The sequence below is a fragment of the Flavobacterium sp. RSSA_27 genome, assembly GCF_051547125.1.
Taxonomy (GTDB): domain Bacteria; phylum Bacteroidota; class Bacteroidia; order Flavobacteriales; family Flavobacteriaceae; genus Flavobacterium.
Genome location: NZ_JBPTTN010000002.1, coordinates 303,749 through 324,540, shown reverse-complemented (window position 1 = coordinate 324,540; position 20,792 = coordinate 303,749). Strand labels below are relative to the sequence as shown.

General features: G+C 35.6%; 15 protein-coding genes. 11 read left to right on the top strand and 4 right to left on the bottom strand.

The features are described from left to right. Nucleotides 1–34: 34 nt before the first annotated feature. Complete coding sequence (locus tag ACSVH5_RS04275) at nt 35–979, top strand: polyphosphate kinase 2 family protein (RefSeq protein WP_438060223.1); 945 nt, start codon at nt 35–37, stop codon at nt 977–979. Between the two features lie 60 nt (nt 980–1,039). Here the strand turns inward: ACSVH5_RS04275 and ACSVH5_RS04270 are convergent, their stop codons facing one another. Next, the gene (locus ACSVH5_RS04270; protein WP_438060222.1) at nt 1,040–2,107 is read right to left on the bottom strand and encodes an AI-2E family transporter; all 1,068 of its coding nucleotides are present in this window, start codon (nt 2,105–2,107) and stop codon (nt 1,040–1,042) included. A gap of 281 nt (nt 2,108–2,388) precedes the next feature. Between ACSVH5_RS04270 and ACSVH5_RS04265 the strand changes: the two genes are divergently transcribed. Both ACSVH5_RS04265 and ACSVH5_RS04260 read left to right on the top strand, forming a co-directional pair. After that, entirely contained in the window at nt 2,389–3,816 is a 1,428-nt protein-coding gene (locus ACSVH5_RS04265) for an L-serine ammonia-lyase (protein WP_438060221.1), read from the top strand. Between the two features lie 5 nt (nt 3,817–3,821). Beyond that, nucleotides 3,822–4,193, top strand: a complete 372-nt coding sequence (locus ACSVH5_RS04260; RefSeq protein WP_438060220.1) for a DUF2809 domain-containing protein — start codon at nt 3,822–3,824, stop codon at nt 4,191–4,193. A 311-nt stretch (nt 4,194–4,504) separates the two neighbouring features. Here the strand turns inward: ACSVH5_RS04260 and ACSVH5_RS04255 are convergent, their stop codons facing one another. Then, nucleotides 4,505–5,581: a porin gene (locus tag ACSVH5_RS04255; RefSeq protein WP_438060219.1), complete on the bottom strand. Its 1,077-nt coding sequence runs from the start codon at nt 5,579–5,581 to the stop codon at nt 4,505–4,507. A gap of 146 nt (nt 5,582–5,727) precedes the next feature. Beyond that, nucleotides 5,728–6,159 carry a nuclear transport factor 2 family protein gene (locus tag ACSVH5_RS04250; RefSeq protein WP_438060218.1) on the bottom strand — a complete coding sequence of 144 codons (432 nt, stop codon included), beginning with the start codon at nt 6,157–6,159 and terminating at the stop codon, nt 5,728–5,730. A 208-nt stretch (nt 6,160–6,367) separates the two neighbouring features. On the opposite strand from ACSVH5_RS04250, the gene panB reads away from it, so the two are divergent. The 7 genes from panB (at nt 6,368) to ypfJ (ending at nt 15,820) form a co-directional block, all read left to right on the top strand. Beyond that, nucleotides 6,368–7,186 carry a 3-methyl-2-oxobutanoate hydroxymethyltransferase gene (gene panB, locus ACSVH5_RS04245; RefSeq protein WP_438060217.1) on the top strand — a complete coding sequence of 273 codons (819 nt, stop codon included), beginning with the start codon at nt 6,368–6,370 and terminating at the stop codon, nt 7,184–7,186. Nucleotides 7,187–7,192: 6 nt separating this feature from the next. Continuing rightward, nucleotides 7,193–7,882, top strand: a complete 690-nt coding sequence (locus tag ACSVH5_RS04240; protein WP_438060216.1) for an RluA family pseudouridine synthase — start codon at nt 7,193–7,195, stop codon at nt 7,880–7,882. Nucleotides 7,883–7,953: 71 nt separating this feature from the next. After that, nucleotides 7,954–9,282 carry an aldehyde dehydrogenase gene (locus ACSVH5_RS04235; protein WP_438060215.1) on the top strand — a complete coding sequence of 443 codons (1,329 nt, stop codon included), beginning with the start codon at nt 7,954–7,956 and terminating at the stop codon, nt 9,280–9,282. Next, nucleotides 9,273–10,004 carry a nitroreductase family protein gene (locus ACSVH5_RS04230; protein ID WP_438060214.1) on the top strand — a complete coding sequence of 244 codons (732 nt, stop codon included), beginning with the start codon at nt 9,273–9,275 and terminating at the stop codon, nt 10,002–10,004. Before ACSVH5_RS04235 ends, ACSVH5_RS04230 begins: the two co-directional genes overlap by 10 nt. A 22-nt stretch (nt 10,005–10,026) precedes the next feature. Beyond that, on the top strand, nt 10,027–10,779 hold the full coding sequence (locus ACSVH5_RS04225) for a hypothetical protein (RefSeq protein ID WP_438060213.1): 753 nt from the start codon (nt 10,027–10,029) through the stop codon (nt 10,777–10,779). Between the two features lie 120 nt (nt 10,780–10,899). Then, the gene (locus ACSVH5_RS04220) at nt 10,900–14,919 is read left to right on the top strand and encodes a PAS domain S-box protein (protein ID WP_438060212.1); all 4,020 of its coding nucleotides are present in this window, start codon (nt 10,900–10,902) and stop codon (nt 14,917–14,919) included. Nucleotides 14,920–14,956: 37 nt separating this feature from the next. Continuing rightward, on the top strand, nt 14,957–15,820 hold the full coding sequence (gene ypfJ / locus ACSVH5_RS04215; protein ID WP_438060211.1) for a KPN_02809 family neutral zinc metallopeptidase: 864 nt from the start codon (nt 14,957–14,959) through the stop codon (nt 15,818–15,820). Nucleotides 15,821–16,006: 186 nt separating this feature from the next. Here the strand turns inward: ypfJ and ACSVH5_RS04210 are convergent, their stop codons facing one another. Continuing rightward, nucleotides 16,007–17,542 carry a YifB family Mg chelatase-like AAA ATPase gene (locus tag ACSVH5_RS04210; protein ID WP_438060210.1) on the bottom strand — a complete coding sequence of 512 codons (1,536 nt, stop codon included), beginning with the start codon at nt 17,540–17,542 and terminating at the stop codon, nt 16,007–16,009. Between the two features lie 218 nt (nt 17,543–17,760). Between ACSVH5_RS04210 and ACSVH5_RS04205 the strand changes: the two genes are divergently transcribed. Further along, nucleotides 17,761–20,760 carry an amidohydrolase family protein gene (locus ACSVH5_RS04205; RefSeq protein WP_438060209.1) on the top strand — a complete coding sequence of 1,000 codons (3,000 nt, stop codon included), beginning with the start codon at nt 17,761–17,763 and terminating at the stop codon, nt 20,758–20,760. Nucleotides 20,761–20,792: the final 32 nt, after the last annotated feature.

Genomic DNA, 20,792 nt, shown 5'->3' with positions numbered 1-20,792 from the left:
CAATTACTTAAAAAACTTTCAAAATCAGACCTCCATGAGCAAAGAAGAAAAACCAAAGAAAAAAAAGCTCCTTTTTGAAAAATTAAATCCAAAAGAACGAATCGAAAGAGCCAAGCAATTTTCGGCTCAATTTAAAGTACCCGAAGAAGCTCCTTTTCAATTATCGGATTATAAAACCGATATGGAAGTTACAATTAGCAACAAAAAATTGGCTAAAATTTTGGCTTTAGGTGTCGACGCTTTGGCCGATATGCAAGAAATTCTATATGCTCAGGACAAATGGTCGTTGTTACTCATTTTTCAAGCGATGGATGCTGCTGGAAAAGATGGCGCCATCAAGCATGTACTTTCGGGTGTCAATCCACAAGGGTGTCAAGTCTCTTCTTTCAAAGCACCGAGTTCCGAAGAATTGGACCATGATTTTCTTTGGCGTTGCCAAAAACATTTACCCGAACGCGGTCGTATTGGGATATTTAATCGTTCCTATTATGAAGAAGTATTAGTCGTTCGGGTGCACGAACAAATTCTGAAAGCCCAAAAGCTTCCGCAAGAATTGGTTACAGAATCGATTTGGGAGGAACGATTTGAAGACATTCGCAATTTTGAAAAATACCTGAATCGCAATGGAACAATGGTGATTAAATTTTTCTTGAATGTATCCAAAGATGAACAAAAAAAACGTTTCATAGAGCGTATCGACGACCAAGATAAGAATTGGAAATTCAGCACTTCTGATGTCAAAGAAAGAGCCTTTTGGAACGAATACATGTTTGCTTACCAAGATTTGATTCAACAAACAACTACCCCACACTCCCCTTGGTATGTGGTGCCAGCAGATAATAAATCGTATGCACGTATTGTCATTGCTTCGGCCATTATCAATGCATTGGACGAAATGGGATTAGACTACCCAAAAGTAAGTCAAGAAAAAACTGCCGAATTACAAGAAATCAAAAAAGCATTGCTTGATGAAAACTAAAATCTCCTACTTTTTTTGATACTATCAATTAAAAAGCAGGAGATTACCTATGACTTTACTCTAATTTTCTGTTTCTATCCAGGTTAGAAATAATTTATATCCAATTGTTAAGACTACAGCTCCCAAAAACAAGCCCAAAAATCCGCTATATATAAATCCTCCAATAGATCCAACGAAAACAACGGGCATGGGTACGGGTGCATTTTTACCTAACAAAATAGGTTTCAATATATTATCAGAAATCATGATGATAACAAACCAAATCGATAGCAAAATTGCAGTGGTGGTATCGGAAACCGAAAACATATATATAGCGATTGGAATAACTATAGGCCCTACACCAATTTGTACAATTGCTAATATCAAACAAGCAACTGACCATAAACCTGCAAAAGGAACCCCAGCTATAAAAAAACCAAGTCCTGCCATAACGGCTTGTATTATGGCAACACCTAAGAACCCTTTTACTACATTTTGTATGGTTTGTACCGTAAGATTTGCAAAATGTGCTCCATGCGCTCCGGCCAATTTTTGAGAAATTTTCTTGAAAACAATTTTCAAATCTTCTGAATACGCCAAAATAAATCCTGCAATAATAATAGAGAGATTAAATTGCAAAATTCCTTTTCCAACACCGGCTAATGCAGCTACTAACCAAGACCCAACGGCAGTAACTTGATCCGAATATTGTAAAACAGTTTCTTGAAGATTTTCCGAAGCATGTTGCCAAATATCTATAACAGGTTTAGCAAAAGAAGGCCAATTGGCAGTAGTTTCACCGGGAGGTGGAATTAAGGGCTTCCCTTCTTGATAGGTTTGTGTCAAAAAAGAAACGCCTTCATATAAAGATTCCGTCACCAAAGTACTTGGAATAATTATTAAACTCAAAAGCACAAGGGTCAATAAAAAAACAGGAAGTTTTTTCTTGCCTTTCATTAGTTTTACAAACGATTTGTATACCGGATACATCGCAATAGCAATCACAATGGCCCAAATTAAAATTAATATAAAGGGTTGCAAAATAGCAAAACACCATAACAAAATAATAGCTAACGCACCTAATCGGATGATGATATCGGTGATTTTTTCGAATTGATTTTCTTTAGTATCTAAATGTTGCTTTTCCATAAGTTTTTGATTTATAAAAGTAAATATATCAATTAAAAACATTTTTTACTTCCATTTAGTAGTAAAAATATACATATGACACGCTTTACCATTCAATAAAACAGAAAACTTGGAGCAGACTCACAAATAACCGAGGCAATAATTCTTCAGAATATTAAAAATTAATTATTTTGTCTATCATTTAAAAAGAATTCAATAACAGAAAACTTATTTTGATAGATAATTATGCAGATTTAGCATTGATTCATTTATCTTTGTTTTACAAATTTCACTCAAGAATTATGGAAGAATGTATTTCTGTTTTCGATATGTTAAAGATTGGCGTAGGGCCATCCAGTTCTCATACCTTAGGTCCGTGGCGTGCTGCCGAACGATTCCTTGAAGAATTACGCCAAGATTTTGACTTGAATAGTATCACTAGAGTAAAAGTAGATTTGTACGGTTCTTTATCCTTAACAGGAAAAGGACATGCTACTGATTTGGCCGTGATGCTAGGTTTAAGTGGACAAGACCCAGAGTACATTCCGGTGCAAGAAATTGACGGAATCATCAAAGCCATTGCAAATAATCATGTGATTCAATTAGGTAATGAGAAAGCGCTTCCTTTTTATATTTTACAAGACATTGTTTTTCATAAAGAGTTCCTTCCTTTCCACGCCAATGGATTAACCTTTACTGCTTTTTTTGAAAATGAAACCGAATATGCTTCGACTTTTTATTCCATAGGAGGCGGATTTGTGGTAAAAGAAGAACGCAGCAATGCCAAAAAGAAAGTCGCTATAAAATGTGCTTTCCCCTTCCCTATCAACAATGCAGCAGAATTACTAGAGTATACCCAAAAAGAAAACAAAAGCATTTCTGAGATTGTGTATACCAATGAAATTTCTATGCGACCTGAAGCCGAAGTCCATAGTGAACTCTTGCGCATTTGGCGCACGATGTTAGAATGTATGTACATTGGCTGTCATTCTGAAGGTATATTGCCAGGTGGACTTAATGTTCGCCGAAGAGCCTTTGATTTGCATCAAAATTTGATTGGGTTATCCAATTATGATTCGCCACAATCTTGGCTAGAAGAAATTCGTAAAACCGAAGTGAAATTTCGTCAAATTCTAAAATGGGTAAGCTGTTTTGCACTGGCGGTAAATGAAGTAAATGCCGCTTTAGGACGCGTAGTAACAGCGCCAACCAACGGAAGTGCTGGAGTTATACCAGCCGTATTGATGTATTATATGGTGATTGAAAACCATCAAGCCGACGAAAAACAAATCAAACAATTCTTGATGGTAGCAGGTGAAATTGGAAGTATTTTCAAAAAAGGAGCTACTATCTCTGCCGCTATGGGTGGCTGTCAAGCCGAAATTGGGGTGTCATCAGCAATGGCTGCAGGCGCTTTATGCGAAGTGATGGGCGGAACTCCTGCTCAAGTATTAATGGCTGCCGAAATAGCCATGGAGCACCACTTGGGCTTAACTTGCGACCCAATTGGTGGTTTGGTTCAAATTCCGTGTATTGAGCGCAATACGATGGGCGCTATTAAAGCCATTAACGCAGCAGAATTGGCACTCGAAACCGATTCGAAAAACGCCAAAGTGCCCTTGGATAAAGTAATTGATACGATGTGGCAAACCGCCAAAGATATGAACTCCAAGTACAAAGAAACCTCAGAAGGCGGATTGGCCATCGCTGTAAATATGGCGGATTGTTAATACAAATGAAACCTCGTTTCATTTACTTTATTCTTGCCCTTCTTACGATTGTATTAGGAATTGCTTCCCGAAAAATAGTGGGTATTCCCTTGTTTGTGGGCGATATCTTGTATGCCCTATTGGTCTATTTTGGTTTTCGGTGGCTGTTGTTAAAAAGCAAAAGACCTTGGCAAATTGTTCTTCCTTTACTATTTTGCTTCGCTATAGAAATACAACAACTTAGTACAGCCGCAGCACTCGTGGCGATTAGAGAAACCACTTTAGGCCATTATGTTTTGGGACAAGGTTTTTTGTGGAGTGATTTGTTATGCTACACGATTGGTATTGGGTTAGCGTATGCTGTAGACCAATTTTATTTCCAACGAATTGTGTCTTAATTCTAAAATTTCTCGAAACATCGACTGCCCTAGCCCTGATGGGAACGGCATCCTTTTTTTAAACCTGTCAGGTTTTTAAAACCTGACAGGTTTAAAAAAAGATACAGTGGACAGCAGGATTAGCTCCTAAAACTTCAAATAGTATTCTTTACTATTTATTTGCGTTGTGTATCAATAATCGCTACAATTTTCCATTGTCCTTCTCTTTATATAAAGCAAAAACATTGACACCTGAGTGACTTTTCTTTCCATTAACATAAAATTCATTCCAGCATATTTCAAGTAGAACGAAGCTACTCTTTTAGACTAACTTAAAAAGATACGGCCAAAGAAGTCGTTAAAAAGGTATTGCTTTTGGAAGGGTTCCCATTATCTGAGAATACGGCATCTTTGCTCGAAAAATTTCTAGCTTCTACTCTAAATACAACATTTTCGGCTACAAAATAATCCACATTGGCAGAAAATCCATAAGTTGTAAAACCATTAGGGGTAGTAGAAGCAATAATAACACCATTAACATCCTGATAATATTCGGCTCTAGCTGCCATCTGGAGAGTTTGTATTGGTTTGTATTGCACAATCAACACTGGCGACAACCAACTATCATAGCGATCACTTTTGGGAGCTGATTGTTGGGTACCCAAATCAAATCCAGCCGTCACATTTAACTGATCCGAAATCATCAATTGACCATATAAATTACTAAAATAACGCCATTGCTTCAAACCATCGGGCTGTTCGTTACCTACATAAGTACTCCAATTGAATGTGATTTTACTTGTAGGTTTGTACAAAATCTGACTTCCAAATGCAGGCGTTTGATTGCCCTCGATTTTCTGAATGCGTTGCCAACCGTTTAGGTACATTCCTGCCCAATACCATTGCCCCGAAGGTGAAGTATAACTCAATTTTACCCCGGTTTCGAAATAAGGGGAATTATCGGCCAAAATGCTTCGCGTTAGGGTTTGACAATCTTTTCCAATTGCACTTTCAAAACCAATATGCGAGGGAATAATTCCTGCATCCAACCAAAGATGGTGTTTTTTAGAAAGTTTTACCCCCAGATTCGCCTCAAAAATCGGTTGTAAAACAGTAGGCTCGGCCGCCATATTGTATTGGGTGTAAGTACCCGTCATTAGTGCAAAATTGGCACGAATTGGCTCTTTGGCAAAATTTACTTTGGCTATTCCCAAATTCAAATTGACTTCATTGTGCTTGTTGTGACTGTACACAAAATCAGGTCGCAAATGATCGTCAGGTTGTCCAAAATCATAACTATAATACGCCTCAAGATAACCCGAAAAGGTAAACGGACTTTTTTCTTTCTCTTGAGCATTAGCCAAAACAAAACAATTACTTAGAAAAATTGCAACTATTATTTTTTTCATTGTATTTTTTAATTTCACTATCCTACTATTTTATTAACCACAATAACTTTGACCTATACTCATTTAAAAAAAATGTAGCGTCAGCACTTATTTGGCTACACTATCAGATCCAAAAAAGGGTATACAAACAGTTGAAAAAGAAAGTCTTACTTCCGTCTCGTATCAATAATCGCTACAATTCTCCATTGTCCATTCTCTTTATACAACGAAAAAACATTGACACCGGAATGGCTTTTTTTGCCATTGACATAAAATTCATAAGGCGTCCAATCGATAGCCATAGCGCCATCTATATGAATCGTGTGCTCTAATAATCGCTCTTCAAACTGCATAGTCGTAGGGATAGAAGCAATCGACTGATAGAATTTTGCAGCCGTTTGTGTTGAAAATTGACTGCCTTTCGCATTTTCTGCTATAGATTGCAAACCCATCTTATCGGAACACACTTTTTGAATGGCAAGTGAATCTCTAGAATGAAATCCTTTGAAAAAGGTTTCAATCGTTTGCTGTACTTCCTGATTTTGAGCTTGGGTAGTCATTCCGAACAACACCAACATTCCTACAATACATTTTCGCATAATTATTTATTTATAACGTTTTGAATCTCCTAATATTCATTTTAAGAGATGAAGATTAAAAAGTAGTAAAATAAGAAAATAAAAAAGGATTTAAGAAATCTACCTCCATTTAAATAAAGACAGCTTGCAAGAAAAAATATAAAAAGAATATCGTACTGTTAAAGCTATACATTTTTAGTACTTTTGCTTTTTTAAAAAACACAGAGGTATGTCAGTTGCCAAAAAAGATTACAAAAAGATTACCACAAAATCTCTAATTGAGATGAAAGCTAATGGAGAAAAAATCTCTATGCTTACGGCTTATGATTTTACCATGGCCAAAATAGTAGACACTGCAGGCATAGATGTCATTTTAGTAGGAGATTCAGCTTCCAACGTCATGGCGGGACACGAAACTACTTTGCCCATAACCTTAGACCAAATGATTTATCATGCTTCATCTGTAGTAAGAGCCGTAAATAGAGCCTTAGTGGTTGTCGATTTACCCTTCGGAAGCTATCAATCGGATCCTAAAGAAGCCTTGCGTTCCTCCATTCGAATAATGAAAGAAAGCGGCGGACATGCGGTAAAATTAGAAGGAGGAAAAGAAATAAAAGAATCGATTAAGAAAATATTAAATGCTGGAATTCCAGTTATGGGACATTTGGGTTTAACCCCACAATCCATCTATAAATTTGGGACCTATACCGTAAGAGCCAAAGAAGAAGCTGAAGCTGAGAAATTAATTGAAGACGCTCAAATGCTAGAAAAACTAGGCTGTTTTGCTTTGGTACTTGAAAAAATACCCGCACACCTTGCTGAAAAAGTAGCCAAAAGTATTGCTATTCCAGTTATTGGAATTGGTGCTGGTGGAGGCGTTGACGGACAAGTATTGGTCATTCACGATATGCTGGGAATGAACAACGAATTCAGTCCTCGATTCTTACGTCGTTATTTGAATTTGTATGAACAAATGACCACTGCCATTAGTAGCTATGTAAACGATGTTAAGTCGAAAGATTTTCCTAACGCCAACGAACAGTATTAAATCCTAATGAAAATTATCTCTTCCAAAAACAATCTTCAAGTCCTTCACGAAGACAATCATTTGATTATAGTAAACAAACGAGTGGGCGATTTGGTTCAAGGAGATAAAACAGGAGACAAACCGCTTTCGGAAGTAGTCAAAGAATACCTTAAAGAAAAATACAACAAACCTGGAGAAGTGTTTCTAGGCATAGTACATCGGTTAGACAGACCCACTACGGGAATTGTAGTGTTCGCTAGAACCAGCAAAGCGTTGACCCGAATGAATGAACTGTTTAGCAACCGAGAAACCCAAAAAACCTATTGGGCTGTGGTTAAAAACAAACCCGAAAAACCACAAGCCCAATTGGTTCATTACCTCAAAAGAAACGAAAAAAACAACACTTCAAAAGCACATAACAAAGAAGTTCCCGATAGCAAATTGGCCAGTTTGGACTATACCCTTTTCAAAGAACTCACTAATTATTTTGCTTTAGAAATCAATCTACACACTGGAAGACATCATCAAATTAGAGCGCAATTAGCCGCTATTGGCTGTCCTATCAAAGGCGATTTGAAATATGGTTTTGACCGAAGCAATCCCGATGGAGGCATTCATTTACACGCTCGAAAATTAGTTTTTGTACATCCTGTTTCAAAGGAACCGCTATCTATTATAGCGCCAGTTCCAGACGATGTTATTTGGAAAGCCCTTTGATTTTAATAAAAAAAATTCTTTTTTAAGTTTTTAAAAATTAACTTGCAGTACCTAATTTCATCGCAAAAGAAATGAATTACAAAACCAGTTTAGCTTTTAGAAAAGAAACCTTAGTAAAGCTGCTCAATGCCATTGTCTTACTAGAAGACGAAATCGTAGAAGCATTGTATAAAGATTTCAAAAAACCCGCTTTTGAAGCCGTATTAACCGAAACGAATTATGTCATTACTGAACTAAAAGACACCATAAAAAACCTCAATAAATGGGCTAAACCACAAAGGGTTTGGCCTTCTATTTTAAATTTTCCTTCTACTGATTATATCTTAAGAGAACCTTACGGAAAAGTTTTAATTATTGCTCCATGGAACTACCCTTTTCAATTGGCACTTTGCCCTTTAGTAGCGGCTGTAGCGGCAGGAAATCAAGTGGTACTAAAACCTTCAGAATTAACGCCAAATACGGCAGCCATTATCAGTACAATAATTGAAAAAGTTTTTCATGTAAGTCACGTAAAAGTGGAAAACGGAGGTGTGGAAGTTTCCCAAAAATTACTTTCGCAACGTTGGGATTATATCTTTTTTACCGGAAGTGTGCCTATTGGAAAAATTGTTGCCAAAGCGGCCGCTGAACATTTAACCCCAGTAACGCTAGAATTAGGCGGAAAAAATCCTTGCATCATTGACGAAACGGCTAATTTAAAGTTAGCCGCCAAACGAATTGTTTGGGGCAAATTCATCAATGCGGGACAAACTTGCATCGCTCCTGATTATATTTTGATACAAAAAGACATGAAAAGTCATTTTGTTGACTATATGAAAGTAGAATTGGAAAAAGCTTATGGAGAAGACCCCAAAAAATCCCCCGATTTGGCGCGTATCGTCAACGAGAAAAATTGGCTCCGATTGGTCAACATGATAGATGCTCAAAAAGTACTACTCGGTGGAGCATCAGATATTGAAGATTGTTATATAGCTCCTACTCTTATTGAAGAAAATTCATTAGAGAGTTTAGTTATGCAAGATGAAATCTTTGGCCCTTTACTTCCCTTATTAATCTATGACGATCCCAAAGAAATTGAAGCTATAATAGCGCGTTATGAAAAACCACTAGCGTTATATGTATTTACAGAAGATAGCGCTTTTGGAAAAGAAATTATGAAAAAATACTCTTTTGGTGGCGGATGTATCAATGATACTGTGGTGCATTTTTCTAACCAAAGATTACCCTTTGGTGGTGTTGGTCATAGTGGTATTGGAGCGTATCATGGCCGATTGAGTTTTGATATTTTTTCTCACAAAAAAGGAATCGTAAAAAAAGCAAATTGGCTGGATTTACCTATGCGATATGCTCCCTACAAAGACAAATTAAAATCCATTAAAAAATTGTTACAATGGCTATAGAAAAAACCGTAAGTGACGCAATACACTACCGAAGATCGGTTCGCGTTTTTAAAAAAGAAGCTATTGATGAAGAAAAAGTGAAACAATGTATTGCTCTAGCAACCTTAGCCCCCACAAGCAGTAATATGCAACTTTGGGAGTTTTATCATATTATAGATTCTGATACAATTCAACAAATAGCTAAAGCTTGTTTTGACCAAAATGCAGCAAAAACAGCCAACCAATTGGTGGTTGTTGTAGCAAGAAAAGATGTATGGCGCAAAAGAAAAGACGCCAATATTTCCTTTTTGAAAATGCAATTTGGAAACAAAAACGCATCCGAGTACTCCAAAAGAGAAAAATTTGCATTGAACTACTATCAAAAAATCATTCCAACCATTTACACCGATTTTTGTGGAATTCTTGGTCACATTAAATATTTTGCTTTTCAATGTATCGGTTTGTTCCGCCCCATTTACAGGCAAACAAGACAAAGCGATATGCGAATAGTTGCTCATAAAAGCGCAGCTCTAGCTGCTCAAAACTTTATGATTAGTATGGCTGCAATAAATTATGACACCTGTCCTATGGAAGGATTTGATTCATTGCGAGTAAAACAAAGTATTGGTTTGCCCAACAGCTCTGAAATCAATATGATAGTAGGCTGCGGAATTCGTGACGAAAACGGAATTTACGGCGAACGCTTTAGAGTGCCATTTGATCAAGTCTATTTTAAACTATAACTAAACTACAAAAACATAACCTATGCTTACCCAAAGACCTTCAGCAACCCATAAATACAATAACTCATTAGATTTCGAAACGGTAGTAAATCATTCATTTGCCAATTATAAAAAAATAGCGTTATATGCTGGATTGGTGCTTTTCGTATTCTTTTTTTTCTTTGTCATCTTTTTAAGTACAGCAGCTATAAGTATAATTGGTGAAGAAAACATCAATGAAAGAGCTATTAAAAACTTCGAAAAGCTACTAACTACCAAGCCTTATATTTGGTACTATACTGGATTTTCAATCCTTACATCCTGTTTATTGAGTCCTTTTATGGCTGGTTTTTATAAGATGGCCGATGCTGCAGAAAAAGACACTTCTTTTGGTGTATCTGCATTATTCTCAATGTACACTTCTCCCCTTATTGTACCTATAGTTGCTACTACCTTTCTTATTGAATTGACAACAAAAGGACTTAGTCTTGTTTTTGACGAAATGGGACTTTCATTTGTTGGACTCATTTTGACTATAATCATCAGTTTCTTTACCCTTTTGACTACTCCCTTAATTGTTTTAGGCAATTGTTCTACTCTTGAATCGATAAGAATTAGTACCGCAATTGTGGCCAAACAACCCATCGTAATTTTAATGCTTATCATTATTGGAATTCTTGGTGCTTGCTTAGGCTTATTTGCTTTTTGCATTGGAGCGTTTTTTACTTATCCATTTGTACTATCTGTGATTTACACTATCTATAGTCAACTTATTGATTCTGAAAAAACTATGTAATCCTTAAAAAAATAATTTTTTATATTTTTTTAACTATTTTAGTAAATCTATATGGCATAATATCCTATTTTTAGGATCTCTTTTTTGGTATAAATTAAATACTATAACTTCAAAAATAGCATGATAGCATTGTATACCAGTACTTTATATATTGCCATTCAAAAGCTAACCTTTAAGTGTTTGGCTTTGTTGCTATGGGATATCGATTTTAAATCTGAATGGAATGGCATTAGTCATGAAAAAATTCAGTTTTTAGTATTTACTTTGTTTCTTGTTTTACAATTATGTATCTATCCTTCTTATAAAAAAATTAGAAAAAATAGTGCTTTAAGTGGTAAAGTTTTTGTAAAAATTGAATACCATTTCTATCTACTTCTTTTTGGCACTTTTGTACTTGCCTTAGAATTATTTTTCGACTTTTTTCAAATACGTCCTAAGAGCTTACTTTATCAAAATACTGTAGTTGCATTAATTATACTTTCTTTTTACTTTTTATCCAAAAAAATTACCTATCTCTACAACAATAGCAAAGCTGTATTTGTTGGATTTTTTATTGCTTATTTCATTTATGTCAGCATAAATGTGATCGCTCTTGAAAACGACTATGTTCCTAAAGTTGCCTTTGCTGTACTACTTTTTTTATCATATGACATTTTAAAGAACTCAAAATTCTATGGCTATTTTATTAGTGTATTACTAGTTACCCTAAGTCTTTTTACTTTTTTGGAAGTAATCACTAAAATCATAGGATTAAATCTATTAAGTATTACAATTGTTGTACTAAGTGTCAACTTTATTCGCAAAACAATTAGCGAATTGGAAGACAAGGAAAATAAGTTTATCAAAGAAATAATTGATAGAGGAAATTCTCTTACTGTGGCCTGTAATTATAATGGAGATGTTGTTTACTGTGGAGAAACCATAAAAAACATACTTGGCTATACTCCCGAAGAAGTAATGGGAGCTAATTTTTGGAAACTTACCGAAGACCCTGATTTTGTTGGCTTATCGTACCATGACACCTTTGTAGATGGTCAAATTTATACCCGAAAACTAAAATGTAAAGACGGCTCCTATAAATTCATACAGTGGACGGATAAAAAATTTTCCGATAAAATAATTGTAGGCATAGGACAAGATGTTACAGAACAAAATAGTCTAAACAACAAATACAAAGACATCATACAAAATGCTAATGATTTAATTTTTGAAACAAATACCAAAGGTACTTTTACTTTTATCAATGATTTTTGTGTCAAAATACTTCAATATAGCTCCCATGAACTATTAGGAAAAAATTTCATTTCAATAATTGGAAAAGAGTATCACCAAGAAATAAGATCCTTATTTTCTAAAAACGATTTCTATCCTGTTTTAGAATTTCCTATCATCACAAAAAATGGTGACAGTGTGTGGATTTCTTTAAAAGTAATTGTAAGAAAAGATGAAAATGGAAAAATTATTAGTTATTCTGGTATAGGCCGTGATATTAGCAAAATCAAATCCAATGAATTAATAAACACACAAAGGCAACAAAAAATAGAAAGATACAACGCTACTATTAAAAATTTATTTACCATTAATTTTAGAGACTTTGAACATAGCGATAGTATCATAAAACTAATCATAGAAAATGCAGCTATCATATCGAACTGTGATCGTGTAAGCTATTGGAAATACCGAGAAAAAACCATCATTTGTGAATGCATTTACTATTTAAATACTAGTTCATTTGGAAAAAAAATCATACTAAAAAAAGAAAACTACCCTGTTCACACCCAAAAAATACAACAAGGTATTCAATTGTATAAAAATGATATTCATCAAGATTTTGAACAGAACGAATTTTATGAATCGTATTATAGTGTTTTTAACATCCAATCAGCCATTGACACTCCCATTTTACTCAATGGTGAATTACTGGGAGTACTCTCTTTTGAAACCACCACTTTACAACGAAATTGGGACCAAGAAGACCTCACTTTTGCGAGAACAATAGCAGATATCTTATCCCTTGCCATAGCTACCCAAAAACAATTTGAAGCCGAAAAAAAATTACAAAAGAAAAGTGATTTATTAGCCGAAATGTCTCTGTGTACTGAAAAATTTTTATTGAGCAAAAGCCTGCACGAAATGTTTACGGATACTTTTGAAATCATGGGTAATGCTACCCAAGTAGATCATTTATTCTATTACGAAAAAGACCCCAAAACCCAATTAATCAGTCAAAAATTCAAATGGGCCAAAAAAGGTATCCCACTACAAATTACTAAATTACAAGAATTCTCAGAAGAACATCTATATAAAATTGTTACTAAAATCCACAAGAAAAAACTTTTCAAAGGCAAAACAAGTAAACTAAAAAACAGCTTTATTAAGCGTATACTTATAGCCAACGACATCAAGTCTATTTTAATCGTTCCAATCTATTACAATGATGAATTTAGCGGTTTCATCGGAATGGATGACTGCACATTTGAAAGAAACTGGTCCAAAGAAGAGAGCTTTATCCTAAAAACATTAGCCAGTAATATTTCTTACGCTTTGGAACGAGATAAAAATGAAAAACTTATTCAAAAAAGCGAAGAACGATTCCAACTTATTGCTAATAATATTCCAGGAACCGTTTATTTATCAAAATATGATGAATTTGCCTCTAAAGTGTATTTAAACGACACTATCGAAAAACTAACGGGTTACCCAAAAACCGACTTCTTAGAACAAAAAATATCCTTGCTTTCCTTGATTCATCCCGATGACATTGATGTAGTGTTAAAACAACAAAATGACAATTTTAACCATGGAAAACCCTATCACGATCGGTTTAGAATTAAAAGAAAAACCGGAGACTACATCTGGATTGAAGAGTTTAGTGATGCGATTCGTCAAAACAACCAAATAGAATATATCGGAGGTGTATTATTTGACATCACCAATCAAATAGAAACCGAAGCCATTCTTAAGGAGAAAGAATTGGCCGAAGCTGCTAACAAAGCAAAATCTGATTTCCTAGCCAATATGAGCCATGAAATCAGAACCCCATTGAATGGTATTATTGGATTTACAGATCTGTTAATGAAAACCCATCTCAACCGCACACAAGAAAAATACATGACCACGATTAATCAATCTGCACTTTCGCTCTTAGATATCATCAACGACATTTTGGATTTCTCTAAAATTGAAGCCGGAAAACTAGACCTTTTCATCGAAAAACAAGAGTTAACGGAAATTTTAAATCAAACCATCGATCTTATTTCTTACGAATCCAATCAAAAAAAATTGGATTTATTCTTAAAAATAGCCCCAGAAGTTCCCAAATTTGTTTGGGTAGATTCGGTTCGACTAAAACAAATCTTGATCAATCTATTAGCCAATGCCGTAAAATTTACAGAACAAGGAAGTATTACTTTAGAAGTGTTGGTAATCGCAAAAAAAGCAGAAAATAAACATACCCTTCGTTTTGCAATTATTGATACCGGAATTGGAATTTTAGAAAAAAACAAAAAAAAGATATTCAATGCCTTCTCTCAGGAAGATAGTTCTACTTCTAAAAAGTTTGGAGGTACAGGACTTGGACTCACCATTTCGAATCAGTTATTGAGTTTAATGGATAGTAAAATTCAATTAGAAAGTCAAATTAACAAAGGAAGCACCTTTTATTTTGATTTAGATGTAGCAACTTCAAATCAAAGTAGCACTCAAGAAATTGATGCCAATTTAAAACAAATTCCTACCTCTATTCCTGTAAAACATGTCTTTCCAAATCTTAAAATAATGATTGTAGAAGACAACAAAATAAATATGTTGCTGATAAAAACAATCATTAAAAATCTTTTTGAAGCGGTAGAAATCGTTGAGTTTCTTCACGGAAAAGAAGCAGTTGAGCAATTTGAAAACCTTAGACCCAACCTCATTTTTATGGATATCCAAATGCCAATTATGAATGGTTACGAAACCACCAAAGCAATACGAATGCTCCCACACGGTAAAGAAATTCCAATCATTGCAATTACTGCAGGGACCGAGAAAGAAGACAAAAAAAAATGTTTCAAAGCAGGTATGAATGATTATATCCCAAAACCAATAATTAAAGGTGTAATTGAAGAAGTCATTTTAAAATGGCTACCTAAAAATTAAGTAACTTTATTTTCAATAACCTTATATACACTAAATTATGAAATGGCAAGGTAGAAGACAAAGTGATAACGTAGAGGATCGCCGTGGCATGTCTACTGGTGGAAAATCAATCTTAGGAGGTGGAATTATCGGTATAATCATTTTACTAGTCAATATTTTTGGTGGCGAGAATGCTCAGATGATAACTCCTGTTTTAGAGCAATTCAATAACCAATCACAAAGTGCTCCCACAGAGCAAAGAGCATTAACGCCAAGTGAACTAGAAGAAGGAAAATTTGTAAAAACTATTGTAGCTGATAATGAAGAAGTTTGGAACAAAATTTTTCAAGAAAACAACCTAAGGTTCGAACCTGCACGATTAGTACTCTTTAGTGGGCAAGTTAATACCGCTTGTGGTGGAGCCAGCTCAGCCTCAGGACCTTTTTATTGCCCCGGCGACAAAAAAATCTATATGGATATGTCGTTTTTCGAAGAATTAAGAACCAAATTTGGTGCACAAGGTGGCGACTTTGCTGTGGCTTATGTTATAGGCCATGAATACGGGCACCACATTCAGAATCTTTTAGGGACTTCAACTAAAATGCGGCAACTCCAACAAGGAAAAAGCGAAGCCGAAGCCAACAAACTCTCTGTCGCTCTAGAACTTCAAGCCGATTTCTATGCTGGTCTTTGGACACATTATAACGAAAAACAAAACGCAGTGCTAGAACCCGGGGATATAGAAGAAGCACTAAGTGCCGCAAATGCTGTTGGTGACGATGCCATCCAAAAGAAAATGCAAGGGCAAGTCATACCCGATTCCTTTACTCACGGCACCTCTGAGCAACGCATGTACTGGTTTCAAAAAGGATTGCAATCCGGAGACATCAAGCAAGGCAATACCTTCAATTACATTCAGTAACACATAAAAAATCAAAAAGAGCTATTTATTCAATAAGTAGCTCTTTTTTTTAAGCGGCATCAATAGGCATTCTTGTAAAGAGGGTACCCGCTCTCCGCTGCAATCTTTGCTGCCGAACCCCGGCAACAAAGGATTTCCACTACGATCGTGGCTAAAAAGATACAATTTGACTTATCAGTGATTATTTTAACCCAGCCATCCATCTCTATCCAAACTACGGTATTGTATCGCTTCGGCTATGTGCGAAGACATTACGTTAGGAGACGCTTCAAGGTCAGCAATAGTTCTAGAAACTTTCAAAATACGATCATAAGCTCTAGCCGAGAGATTTAAGCGCTCCATAGCTGTTTTCAACAACTCTTTTGAAGTAGCATCCAAAGCACAAAACTCCCGAATATGCTTCGTGTTCATTTGAGCATTGTAATGAATATTTTCTAACGATGCAAAACGTTGACTTTGCAATTCTCTAGCAGCTGTCACACGTTTTCGTATATCCACACTACTTTCTGCTTTTCGATCATCCGATAATTTCTCAAAAGGCACTGGAGTTACTTCTATATGAATATCAATTCTATCTAAAAGCGGTCCCGAAATCTTACTCAAATAGCGTTGCATTTCGTGTGGAGAAGACGTTTGTGGCGCACTAGGGTCATTAAAAAAACCACTCGGACTCGGATTCATACTTGCCACCAACATAAAAGAAGAAGGATAAGTTACCGTAAACTTCGCTCTAGAAATGGTTACTTCTCTATCTTCCAAAGGTTGTCGCATCACTTCTAAAACATCTCGCTTAAACTCTGGTAATTCATCCAAAAACAACACCCCATTATGCGCCATCGAAATCTCTCCTGGCTGAGGGTAACTGCCCCCACCTACCAAAGCCACATTCGAAATAGTATGATGCGGACTCCTAAAAGGCCTTTGATTCATCAATCCTACTTCTTTCAATTTCCCTGCAACACTATGAATTTTGGTAGTTTCAAGGGCTTCCCGTAAAGTCATTGGAGGCAAAATACTAGGTAAGCGTTTCGCTAGCATTGTTTTTCCCGCACCCGGAGGTCCAATCAAAATAATATTATGTCCACCCGCAGCAGCGATTTCCATACAACGCTTAATACTCTCTTGTCCCTTCACATCCGAAAAATCAAATTCTGGAAAATCTAAGGTTTTGTAAAATTCAGTTCGGGTATCAATTTTTGTAGGCTCAAGAGTTCCTTTCCCTTCTAAAAAATCAATTACTTCTTGCACATTTTCAACACCATACACGTCCAAATCGGCGACTATGGCGGCTTCTTTTACATTTTGCTTCGGCAGAAAAAAACCTTTAAAACCTTCTTCTTTGGCTTTTATGGCAATGGGTAAGGCACCTTTTATGGGCTGTAAACTTCCATCCAATGACAATTCACCCATAATAATGTAATCATCCAAATTTTTAGCACGAATCTGTGAAGAAGCCACTAAAATTCCAACCGCCAAAGTCAAGTCATAAGCAGAACCTTCTTTTCGTAAATCGGCAGGAGCCATATTGATAGTAATTTTTTTTCCGGGCAAGGCATACCCATTATTTTTGAGCGCTGCCGCAATGCGATAACTACTTTCTTTGATAGCATTATCTGGCAAACCTACCAAATGATACCCAACACCATTATCAATATTAACTTCTACAGTGATAGTTGTAGCTTCAACCCCAAAAACGGCACTTCCAAAAACTTTAACGAGCATATAAAAAAAAATTTGAATAAAATAATACATCAGAAAACTATAACAGTAATCAACTTGTTAAATTTAAAAAGTATTCTTAAATATTCCCCACTTTAACCCCAAAAAAAAAATAAAATAGCCGAAAAAAAAAGTTCTCCCAGAAAAATGAAAGTTAAAATTTAAAATTCAACACGAACTGTATTTAATTTTCTTATTTTTAAAAAAATTAACCAACCATTATGAAAAAACTTTTATTCCTACTCTTTTTCGGTATTTTTATAGCGAAAACACAAGCACAAGAATACTTTCCGAATAACGAAAGTATTCCAAACAAAAACAACTACTACACTGCGTTTACCAACGTAAAAATCTATGTTACCCCCACTCAAATCATTGAAAAAGGGACTTTACTCATTCAAAACGGAAAAGTAGTTGCTTCAGGCGCTACAGTTGCAATTCCCAAAAATGCCATGGTCATTGATGCTGAAGGGAAATCAATTTACCCTTCCTTCATCGACATGTATACTAGCTTTGGTGCCGAAAAACCCAAAAGAGCGGCATCGGCAGAAAGAGGTTCTTCTTATGACACCAAACGAACTGGTTATTATTGGAACGAAAATATTCGCTCTGAAATCAATGCTTACGAAACTTTCTCTTATGACGAAGCCAAAGCCGAGGAATTACTAAAAGCTGGATTTGGTGTAGTAGGCACTCACATTCAAGATGGAATTGCCCGAGGAACTGGAGCTATTGTCGCATTGAACAACAGCGATAAAACCAATCGCATCTTAAGTAACAAAGCTACTCAACATTTTGGCTTTACTCGTAGTGTAACCACCAATCAGTCCTACCCTTCGTCATTGATGGGCATGATGGCTTTACTACGTCAAATGTATCACGATAAAGAATGGTATAAAAACGGTAACGCCTCTAACAAAGACTTATCCTTAGAAGCTTTGATTGCTAACGAAAAACTAATTCAAATATTTACTGCAGAAGACAAATTGAATAGTTTAAGAGCCTCCAAAATTGCAAAAGAATTTGGATTGAATTATATTCTAAAAGGAGCTGGCAATGAATTTGAACGCATTCAAGAAATCAAAAAAACAAAGGCTAGTTTCATCATTCCAATTAACTTCCCAGAGGCTTACGATGTTTCAAATCCGTTCAATGCTAACCAAATGGAGTTGGCCGATTTGCGTTTTTGGAATCAAGCCCCTAGCAACTTAAAAGTCCTAGCTGAAAATGGCATTACTTTCGCTTTAACAACAGACAAACTAAAAAAGACAGAAGACTTTAGAGGAAATCTACTAAAAGCCATTCAGTTTGGTTTCGACAAAACTAAAGCATTAGAGGCATTAACCACTGTACCTGCAGCTTTGCTAGGAAAAAGCAATGAAATAGGAAATCTAAAAAACGGCAGTTATGCCAACTTTATCATCACTTCGGGAGAAGTGTTTGATGAAAAAACCGTACTATTCGAAAATTGGGTTCAGGGCAGTAAATACGTCATCAATGATTGGACCATCAAAGACATTCGTGGAGAATATGATTTATCCATAAGCAATGAAACCTATAAATTAAAAATTGAAGGTGAAGTAGCGAAACCAAAATCTGATATTTCCACCACTGATAAAAAGAAAATAAAATCAAATTTAACCTTTGCCAACCAATGGTTGACTTTATTAATCAAACCTAATGATGAAGTAAAAACAAGTTTTACAAGATTGAATGGTTTGGTAGACACTACCGATAACTTATCAGGAAAAGCTATTTTAAATGATGGATCTGAAGTAACTTGGTATGCTAAAAAGACAGCACCATTTAAAATCATAAAAGACTCAAGCGCCGTTGAAAAACCATTCACTGTGCAACCTGTAACTTTTCCGAACATTGCCTACGGAAATACCGAAATGCCAAAAGCTCAAACCCTTCTATTCAAAAATGCAACGGTTTGGACCAACGAAAAAGAAGGGATCGTAGCACAAACCGATGTTTTGGTTAAAAATGGAAAAATTGCGGCAATTGGCAAAAATCTTTCTGATGGAGGAGCTACTATCATTGATGCCAAAGGGAAACATTTAACTAGCGGCATCATTGACGAACACTCTCATATCGCTATATCGAATGGAGTAAATGAAGGAGGACACAATTCCAGTGCCGAAGTAACCATTGAAGATGTGGTTAACTCAGAAGATATCAATATCTACAGAGAATTAGCTGGAGGAGTCACCACTTCACAATTATTACACGGTTCCGCCAACCCAATTGGTGGTCGCTCGGCTATTGTAAAATGGAAATGGGGAATGGAACCCGAAGAATTATTATACAAAAACCAACCTAAATTCATCAAATTTGCTTTAGGTGAAAATGTTAAACAATCCAATTGGGGTAATGTAAATCCAACGCGTTTTCCACAAACTCGTATGGGAGTAGAACAAGTGTTTACCGATTATTTTCAAAGAGCTAAAGAATATGACCTAGCTTGGAAAAAATTTAATTCTGGAAACAAAAAAGACAAAACGAAATCACCAAGGGTAGATTTAGAAATGGAAACCTTACTCGAAATCTTAAACAACAAGCGATTCATTTCATGTCACTCCTATGTGCAATCCGAAATATTGATGTTACTAAATGTTGCTGATAAAATGGGATTTAAAGTAAACACCTATACCCATATTCTTGAAGGCTATAAAGTAGCGGACAAAATGAAAGAACATGGTGTTGGCGCCTCCACATTCTCAGATTGGTGGGCCTACAAATTTGAAGTTAACGATGCCATTCCTCAAAATGGAGCAATAATGCATAATGCAGGTTTAGTAGTCGCTTACAACTCAGACGATGCCGAAATGTCTAGAAGATTGAATCAAGAAGCAGCAAAAGCAGTAAAATACGGCAATATCTCCGAAGAAGAAGCATGGAAATTTGTGACTTTAAACCCTGCAAAGTTATTACATCTAGATGATAAAGTAGGTAGTATTAAAGTAGGAAAAGACGCCGATGTTGTATTATGGAGCGACAATCCATTGTCTATTTATGCTAAAGTAGAAAAAACAGTAATCGAAGGTGTGGTATATTTTGATAGCCAAATAGATGAAGCCAAAAGAGCAGCAAATGCAAAAGAAAGAGCGCAATTGATTGGTCAATTATTGCTAGAAAAAAATAAAGGAATGACTACTCAAGAACCCAAAAAACCAGTGAAAAAAGAATATGAATGCGATACAATGGAAGAGCTTTAGTGTCTTTTTGTACTGTATTTTAATCAACAAAT

What these genes read in the sequence shown, in the direction of transcription:
- ACSVH5_RS04275 (WP_438060223.1), top strand. Translation starts at nt 35, where the DNA reads ATGAGCAAAGAAGAAAAACCAAAGAAAAAAAAGCTCCTTTTTGAAAAA.
- ACSVH5_RS04270 (WP_438060222.1), bottom strand. Translation starts at nt 2,107, where the DNA reads ATGGAAAAGCAACATTTAGATACTAAAGAAAATCAATTCGAAAAAATC.
- ACSVH5_RS04265 (WP_438060221.1), top strand. Translation starts at nt 2,389, where the DNA reads ATGGAAGAATGTATTTCTGTTTTCGATATGTTAAAGATTGGCGTAGGG.
- ACSVH5_RS04260 (WP_438060220.1), top strand. Translation starts at nt 3,822, where the DNA reads ATGAAACCTCGTTTCATTTACTTTATTCTTGCCCTTCTTACGATTGTA.
- ACSVH5_RS04255 (WP_438060219.1), bottom strand. Translation starts at nt 5,581, where the DNA reads ATGAAAAAAATAATAGTTGCAATTTTTCTAAGTAATTGTTTTGTTTTG.
- ACSVH5_RS04250 (WP_438060218.1), bottom strand. Translation starts at nt 6,159, where the DNA reads ATGCGAAAATGTATTGTAGGAATGTTGGTGTTGTTCGGAATGACTACC.
- panB (WP_438060217.1), top strand. Translation starts at nt 6,368, where the DNA reads ATGTCAGTTGCCAAAAAAGATTACAAAAAGATTACCACAAAATCTCTA.
- ACSVH5_RS04240 (WP_438060216.1), top strand. Translation starts at nt 7,193, where the DNA reads ATGAAAATTATCTCTTCCAAAAACAATCTTCAAGTCCTTCACGAAGAC.
- ACSVH5_RS04235 (WP_438060215.1), top strand. Translation starts at nt 7,954, where the DNA reads ATGAATTACAAAACCAGTTTAGCTTTTAGAAAAGAAACCTTAGTAAAG.
- ACSVH5_RS04230 (WP_438060214.1), top strand. Translation starts at nt 9,273, where the DNA reads ATGGCTATAGAAAAAACCGTAAGTGACGCAATACACTACCGAAGATCG.
- ACSVH5_RS04225 (WP_438060213.1), top strand. Translation starts at nt 10,027, where the DNA reads ATGCTTACCCAAAGACCTTCAGCAACCCATAAATACAATAACTCATTA.
- ACSVH5_RS04220 (WP_438060212.1), top strand. Translation starts at nt 10,900, where the DNA reads ATGATAGCATTGTATACCAGTACTTTATATATTGCCATTCAAAAGCTA.
- ypfJ (WP_438060211.1), top strand. Translation starts at nt 14,957, where the DNA reads ATGAAATGGCAAGGTAGAAGACAAAGTGATAACGTAGAGGATCGCCGT.
- ACSVH5_RS04210 (WP_438060210.1), bottom strand. Translation starts at nt 17,542, where the DNA reads ATGCTCGTTAAAGTTTTTGGAAGTGCCGTTTTTGGGGTTGAAGCTACA.
- ACSVH5_RS04205 (WP_438060209.1), top strand. Translation starts at nt 17,761, where the DNA reads ATGAAAAAACTTTTATTCCTACTCTTTTTCGGTATTTTTATAGCGAAA.